We start from the raw sequence: 6,765 nt of genomic DNA on the forward strand, positions 1-6,765 counted from the left end.
CACGCTTATGGAGAAGGAGATGTTACCCTGTGGGTTATACCAGAGAAGACATTGAACGCATTGCGAAGGAACAAAATGTACGATTTATCCGTCTGCAATTTACGGATTTGCTCGGTACGATTAAGAATGTCGAAATTCCGGTAAGCCAATTGCCTAAGGCACTGGATAACAAAATGATGTTTGACGGTTCTTCAATTGAAGGTTATGTGCGCATTGAAGAATCCGATATGTATCTTGTCCCAGATTTGGATACTTGGGTTGTCTTCCCATGGGTAACGGAAGATCGTGTCGCTAGATTGATTTGCGACGTATACACAACGGATGGAACGCCGTTTGCAGGATGCCCGCGTGGAATTTTGAAGAAAGCCTTGAAGGAAGCAGAAGCACTTGGCTTCACGTCCATGAACGTAGGTCCAGAACCGGAATTCTTCTTGTTCAAGACGGACGACAAGGGCAATCCGACGATGGAACTGAACGACCAAGGCGGTTACTTCGACTTGGCACCGACGGATCTTGGTGAGAACTGCCGCCGCGAAATCGTATTGAAGCTGGAAGAGATGGGCTTCGAAATTGAAGCTTCTCACCATGAGGTAGCTCCTGGTCAGCATGAGATCGATTTTAAATATGCAGATGCAATTAAGGCAGCAGATCAAATTCAAACCTTTAAGCTCGTCGTGAAGACGATTGCTCGTCAGCATGGCTTGCACGCTACATTCATGGCGAAGCCGCTGTTCGGTGTGAATGGTTCAGGTATGCACTGTAACATCTCCTTGTTCAACGGTAAGGAGAATGCGTTCTACGATGAAAGCGATAAGCTTGGCTTGAGTCCGGCAGCACGCCAATTTATGGCGGGGGTATTGAAGCATGCTCGCGGATTTGCGGCAATCACGAATCCAACGGTCAACTCCTATAAGCGCTTAGTTCCTGGCTATGAAGCTCCATGTTATGTGGCATGGTCTGCAAGCAACCGCAGTCCAATGGTTCGTATCCCAGCATCCCGTGGTTTGAGCACGCGTGTTGAAGTCCGCAACCCGGATCCAGCGGCGAACCCGTACTTGGCTCTAGCGGTAATTTTAAAAGCAGGATTGGAAGGAATCAAGAAGAAGTCAGACCTTCCAGCTCCTACGGATCGTAACATTTACGTCATGACAGAAGAAGAGCGTCTGGCGGAGGGCATCCCAAGCTTGCCATCCAGCTTGAAGGAAGCATTGGAAGAGCTTCTACGCGACGAGACGATTTGCGATGCACTGGGTGAACACGCATTGCAGCACTTCTTGGAATTGAAAGAAATTGAGTGGGATATGTACAGAACGCAAGTTCACCAATGGGAACGCGATCAATACATGACATTATACTAATTCATTTAAACCCTAGAGCCGCAAGGCTTCTGGGTTTTTATTTTTGTGGGTGAAATGAAACGTGGGAGGATAGGGGAGACAGCACCCACAAAACACCCACAAATTTATTCGAGAATGTTTTTAAGGTGATCCTCAAACTTGTCCATATTCATGGCCTCAAGTTTTTTGGACACGTGTGCGTACACATCAGAAGTTATCTGAATACTTCCATGTCCGAGCCGCTCTTGGACATATTTCATATCGGCTCCGCTTTCTAGCAATATTACGGTATGGGTGTGGCGTAAAGAATGTATTGGCAATGGTTTTAATTCTGCACGCTTCAGAATTCTTGAGAACGCATTGAAGAGTGATGATTTTGGCATAAAATTCCCATCTTCCCGACATAGTACCAAATTAAGATCGTGATGATATACGTCCACCAATACAAGCTTGTTTTGATTTTGCCAATTCATATGGTAACGTAGATCGTTCACTAATGACTGGCTTATAGAGATTACGCGTGTAGAGCGGAATGTTTTGGTGTCCCCAAACAGTTCACTTTTTTCCTTCGCAGTAAAGTCTAAGGTCTCGTCAATGGAGATTGTTTTATTCTTAAAATCTGGCCGGCAAAACATACCGAACAGCGCTAGTATATGGATCGTCTCTGAATCTTTGGATGGTAGTCACAAACACGCCATGCACTGCTTCGGAATTCCGGACGGCCATAAAGCAAAAGATTGGCAGCGGTACACTTGTCGATGGCATTTTCTTGGACGGCAGCGGAGCGTCACAATTGCAATCGGCTGGAGCGAAACTGCGTGGTGATGGTCGGACGGTATACTCAATCATATCAGTGTGATACAACAGGGATCACATAGGTAAGCTCTTTATAGCGGACAAAGCCTAATTATTTTTGTGTAGGTCATAGCCGAGCCGCACACTAAGCAATTTTAATACTATATGGATGTACCTAATCGGAAGGAGGGTGTCTCATATGGGAGAAGTTCTTGGAGGATTTGGTGGCTCATGTGGCTCATGTGGATTCGGGGGATTCACATCTATTGGTGTAATCTTGGTCTTGTTCATTTTGTTGGTTATCATATCTCGTGCATGGGTTTGGTAACTATTAATCGATAATCTCCACAGCCCCACTCCTTTTACACTGCGGACATGTTTGATATACTGGTGTTGAGCCGGTACGCCGGCAAACAAATAAGAGTCGTATGGGAAGGCATCCCTGCGACTCTTTTTTATTATGCAGTAAGCATTTTTTCGCTTCTTGTTAGTTTGTCCAAAGTGAGGGAGTGACAGTATATTCATTGCAGGCGTGTATTACGTTGTCAATTCCTTTTGTTTCCCGATCATTTAAAAAGGCATATAAACTTGATCCATGGCGTCTAATCACTTACTAGACTGACTATTTATTATGAACCGAAACAAGTAACCTTTCATAAGATGAAATTGGTCATTTAACTAATTCATCAAAATGTGGAGGTTAAAAAATGTTAAGTTTTCATACAGAGCGACAGATGTTACCTCACCCCATTCTTCTAGAGGCAAGACAAATTGCTCCAAATCAAATATTACTTAATTATGATCAACGAACTGATTTAGCATCAGCAATGAACGTTTCCAACTACTGGATTAGAAGTAATATGGAGCGTCCCGCTGGTATTGCAACCGTGGGAATGCGTGAAGCACTTACGGCATCAAACGCAATATCTCCTAATTTTGGAATGATTACACCTGCCGACAATTCAAATATGAGATTCGTCATGACATTTAGAGTTAATGCTATGTCAGGTGTCATGTATACGGTTCTCCCTTGTTTTGTTAACTTAGAAGGCATGACTGGGTTTAGAGGAGAAAACTGGGCTCCTTTCAGCAGAAATATGTTTATTGGCATGTAATTTAGATGTTCGAACCGATACTTAAATTATCCGCCCATTCATTTAATGGGTGGTTTTTCGTATCTACATACTTACTGGGGGCAGAAGCCCCCTTGATGTCATTTTGGAAACACAATGAACAGGATAATCATGTTAATCAACATTGTTGCAATTGATATCGCCAATGTAAGATCCTGCACTGTATCTTTTTTCATCGTGTGGCCTCCTTGATTTCGAAGTCCTACGTGGTATACTTATCGTGACGACCGAACCACTACCCGCCCCCGAAGGGGTGAGTAGCTTGCTGATCATTTCCCTTTGAGGGCGATGATAACCAGCGTAAGGAGGGCGACAAGGAGCTGAACTATTGCCGTGGTAAGCTGGATCAGTTCCTTTGTCGAGGCTCGGTCGTCTTTTTCGTTTGGTGGTTCTTGTTGCTGTTCCGGTTCCGGTGGTGGAGCCGGATTTTTCTTTTTATGTTGGTGTTTCTTACTCATGTTTGTGTTCACCTCCTTTCTATATACATTATACGATATCGCATAATGTATGTCAACGGATATTGCTTAGAAATATTCGATATCGTATAATTAATTTGGAGGTGGTCAGGGTGAATGTAACGCCAAGGCTTACTGAAATATTAAACGAGCGGGGAATTACCCAGACGAAGTTATCAGAAATGAGTGGGGTTCCACAAGGATCGATTTCGAGATTCGATAAAAATAGTCGTCACGAGGATTCACATTTATTTGCTATTGCTCGAGCGTTAGGGCTTAAGGTTGAAGACTTATTCCGTGTTAGTGAGGAGTAACCTATCATAGTGACAGGTTATTTTTTTATTGTTGATTGACGAACGAACATTCGCATATCATGAGAACGAATGTTCCTTGTTGGAGGTGATGTTATGAAGGACTGGAGAGAGGAATTACAAAGTAGACCAGCTCCACAAAAGCAAGTGAAGTCTCCACACCTTTGCAACTGTATGGCTGCAATGAAGGATCAATGGATCCTATACGTATCTTATGTAATAAGCTTGTATATGGATAAAGCCCCGGATTGCCCTCCGAGGCTTTTTCTACACCCACAAAAGCACCCACAATTCACCCACAAATTCAAGAAAGGGTGTGATGTCGTATGAAATATAAATGCTCAAAAAAACTGTCATTGCGAGGGTTTTTGCTGTCTGTGAAAGCCTATGATAAGTAAAAACTTAAACAGAACGCAAGTTCACCAATGGGAACGCGATCAATACATGACATTATACTAATTCATGTAAACCCTAGAGCCGTAAGGCTTCTAGGGTTTTTTATTTTTAGGCTTTAGCCAGTTGAGAGCGTGAAACGGGCGAAACAAAAAAACCACCTGCTATGCGGGTGGAGGGATCAAGGGTTTGACCACTAAGACCAATGCGATAACATTGAGATGTTCAGGCTGGGTGGAAGGAATGGTCTTAGTTGGCAAACAAGAACTATAGTTTTTCGCACACAAAGTGGATGTCAAATACCACATTGTGTTCACCCCGAAGTATAGACGGAAAGAAATCTATAATCAAGTAAGGAAAGACTTAATCGAAATCTTTAAACGCTTATGCAAGTATAAGGGAGTAGAACAAGAGAAACTTGTCGAAGCAGTAGATGGTTTAGGAGTTATAAAAGAAACGCCTTCGTTTATGAGTAAGCATAAAGATTTCATAAAGCTAGCAGCGAATCATATATCGGTAGTTTCTCCATCTTTGCCTGCGATCACAAAGTTTATGTAATAAGTGTTAGTTCATTAGCACCCACGATGGGTGCTTTTTTATATGATCCCAACCTCCTAACAAAATACAAAAATCCATATACTTAACAAGTGATATACTGGTATTATCTAGGTGAGTGTTGGAAAACGACTATCTACTACATATGAAGGTGGGATACTATGAAAAAGTTTGTATCATCGATTCTTGTATTCACATTGATGTTGGCGTTTTCAACGAGCGCTTTTGCTGCTAAAGGTGTTGGTGATACGATAGAAAGTGCGATCAACCTAGATCCGAGCGCAAGTTACACTTTATTCATTCAGGACAGCACAGACAAAGATTGGTATAAGTGGACAAACAATACTGGGAAAATAAAAAGATTTGAAGCGTGGCTAAATGGAAATGATGGAGATAACAGAAACTTTAGGTTTGGTTTTATCATAAAATATAGTAATGGGATAACCAGTAAATTTCACTATGCAAATCACTATCCAGGACCTACCCAAATTCTTGGGAACTTATACATTCCTGAGGGGGCAACAGTATATTTATCTGTTGAAAGAGTAGTGGACACTGTTGCGCAATATACAATTTCCTTACATGCATATGATAATTAATATTAACCATTAAAGCTGCTAATGATTAGCAGCTTTTTTCATAGGAGGGAATACCTCCCTTGTGTCGAAGTATGACGTTATAGGGAGGGAAGTAATCAGTGAACAACATGAGTATTATGGAACAACTATGGATAATTGCTGGGTCTATAATCATTGCTGCCATGAGTAGTGTGGCGGCTGGATTGGTTTGTGCAATAGCGATCAAGTATGTTCAAGAACAGTAGCGCAGCAGAAGGGATTAGAAAAGGGGCTCGCTGGATAATCATATCAGTCTTTCTGATAATGATTTATATAGATTGTGGGATGTGGGGTTGGAGATGACAACGGTATATATAAAATACACATGGCATTGATGGCAAAACAAGGACGATCCAAAGAGGAATACCGAATTGACATCAATTTCAATCACGCATATAAGGCAGCAGGGGTTAGCATGAAGAGCGGTAGCTGGCTGCATATGCAGAGGTTGCTAATATTCTAGAAATTTAAAGAGGTACTGTATAAGCCTTTGTGGAGTTGGCAGATGAAAAACTCAGATTTCATTCGAGACAAGCGGACTTATTTGATTAAATCTAGTACAATGGCGACTGCACCTATATCAGAGCAGTCGCCATTAATTATTTTTCCTTTTCGCTATTTAATATAGCTTGATTTAAGTACTTTAATCTGATCCTTACTGCTTCAAGATGATTTGTTCTAACCCTGTCAATCAACGAAGCAGCAAAAGAAAAAAATAAAAAACCTGACATAGTAATAATCCCACTAGAATAGTCTGGATTGTCAACACTAAATCAGACAGCTTTTTTAAGGGATAATCTTCTGTAATCTACTGGACTCATATAGCCTAAGGTTCCATGGATGCGATGTTTGTTGAACCAATTTACGTAGTCATAAAGCTCCAATTCTAGGTGATGTAAACTGTGGAAGTTCATCTGATTAATGAATTCCGTCTTCATAATTTTAAACGTAGCTTCTGCAACTGCGTTATCATAAGGGCACCCTTTCATGCTTAAGGAACGACCGATCTTGAACGTAGCAAGTGTCTCATCAATCAACTTGTTCTTAAATTCACTACCGCGATCGGTATGGAATAATTGAATTTGACTTAGATTTCCTTGCACAGAAGCGAAGGCTCGTGTGACTAAAGCTGCGTCCTTTTTCGGCCCTGCACTTGAGCCAATGATCTC

General features: G+C 41.8%; 7 protein-coding genes and 2 pseudogenes. 5 read left to right on the forward strand and 4 right to left on the reverse strand.

What is annotated here, in order from left to right:
* Positions 1-29: 29 nt before the first annotated feature.
* Entirely contained in the window at positions 30-1,358 is a 1,329-nt protein-coding gene (gene glnA, locus M3661_RS07240; protein WP_251483204.1) for a type I glutamate--ammonia ligase, read from the forward strand.
* A 104-nt stretch (positions 1,359-1,462) separates the two neighbouring features.
* Here glnA and M3661_RS07245 read toward each other — a convergent pair.
* Both M3661_RS07245 and M3661_RS31015 read right to left on the reverse strand, forming a co-directional pair.
* Positions 1,463-1,957 (reverse strand): annotated as a pseudogene (locus tag M3661_RS07245) (site-specific integrase); the annotation flags it as partial.
* A 662-nt stretch (positions 1,958-2,619) separates the two neighbouring features.
* Positions 2,620-2,742, reverse strand: coding sequence for a DUF1829 domain-containing protein (locus M3661_RS31015; protein WP_483310780.1), 123 nt, complete (start codon positions 2,740-2,742; stop codon positions 2,620-2,622).
* A 97-nt stretch (positions 2,743-2,839) separates the two neighbouring features.
* On the opposite strand from M3661_RS31015, the gene M3661_RS07250 reads away from it, so the two are divergent.
* Complete coding sequence (locus M3661_RS07250; protein WP_065294441.1) at positions 2,840-3,247, forward strand: hypothetical protein; 408 nt, start codon at positions 2,840-2,842, stop codon at positions 3,245-3,247.
* A gap of 287 nt (positions 3,248-3,534) precedes the next feature.
* On the opposite strand, the gene M3661_RS07255 is transcribed toward M3661_RS07250, so the two are convergent.
* On the reverse strand, positions 3,535-3,723 hold the full coding sequence (locus M3661_RS07255) for a hypothetical protein (RefSeq protein ID WP_065294440.1): 189 nt from the start codon (positions 3,721-3,723) through the stop codon (positions 3,535-3,537).
* A gap of 110 nt (positions 3,724-3,833) precedes the next feature.
* On the opposite strand from M3661_RS07255, the gene M3661_RS07260 reads away from it, so the two are divergent.
* The 3 genes and pseudogenes from M3661_RS07260 (at position 3,834) to M3661_RS07270 (ending at position 5,578) form a co-directional block, all read left to right on the forward strand.
* Complete coding sequence (locus tag M3661_RS07260; RefSeq protein ID WP_083189647.1) at positions 3,834-4,034, forward strand: helix-turn-helix domain-containing protein; 201 nt, start codon at positions 3,834-3,836, stop codon at positions 4,032-4,034.
* 682 nt (positions 4,035-4,716) lie between these two features.
* Positions 4,717-4,832 (forward strand): annotated as a pseudogene (locus M3661_RS07265) (transposase); the annotation flags it as partial.
* A gap of 308 nt (positions 4,833-5,140) precedes the next feature.
* Positions 5,141-5,578, forward strand: coding sequence for a hypothetical protein (locus M3661_RS07270; RefSeq protein ID WP_251483206.1), 438 nt, complete (start codon positions 5,141-5,143; stop codon positions 5,576-5,578).
* Positions 5,579-6,369: 791 nt separating this feature from the next.
* Here the strand turns inward: M3661_RS07270 and M3661_RS07275 are convergent.
* Positions 6,370-6,765 (reverse strand): IS3 family transposase (locus tag M3661_RS07275; RefSeq protein WP_251483208.1); only part of this gene is annotated, 396 nt, incomplete at its 5' end.

Source organism: Paenibacillus sp. MER 180, assembly GCF_023713665.1.
In the GTDB taxonomy this organism is placed as follows: Bacteria; Bacillota; Bacilli; order Paenibacillales; family Paenibacillaceae; genus Paenibacillus_B; species Paenibacillus_B suaedae.

What these genes read in the sequence shown, in the direction of transcription:
- M3661_RS07255 (WP_065294440.1), bottom strand. Translation starts at nt 3,723, where the DNA reads ATGAGTAAGAAACACCAACATAAAAAGAAAAATCCGGCTCCACCACCG.
- M3661_RS07250 (WP_065294441.1), top strand. Translation starts at nt 2,840, where the DNA reads ATGTTAAGTTTTCATACAGAGCGACAGATGTTACCTCACCCCATTCTT.
- M3661_RS07270 (WP_251483206.1), top strand. Translation starts at nt 5,141, where the DNA reads ATGAAAAAGTTTGTATCATCGATTCTTGTATTCACATTGATGTTGGCG.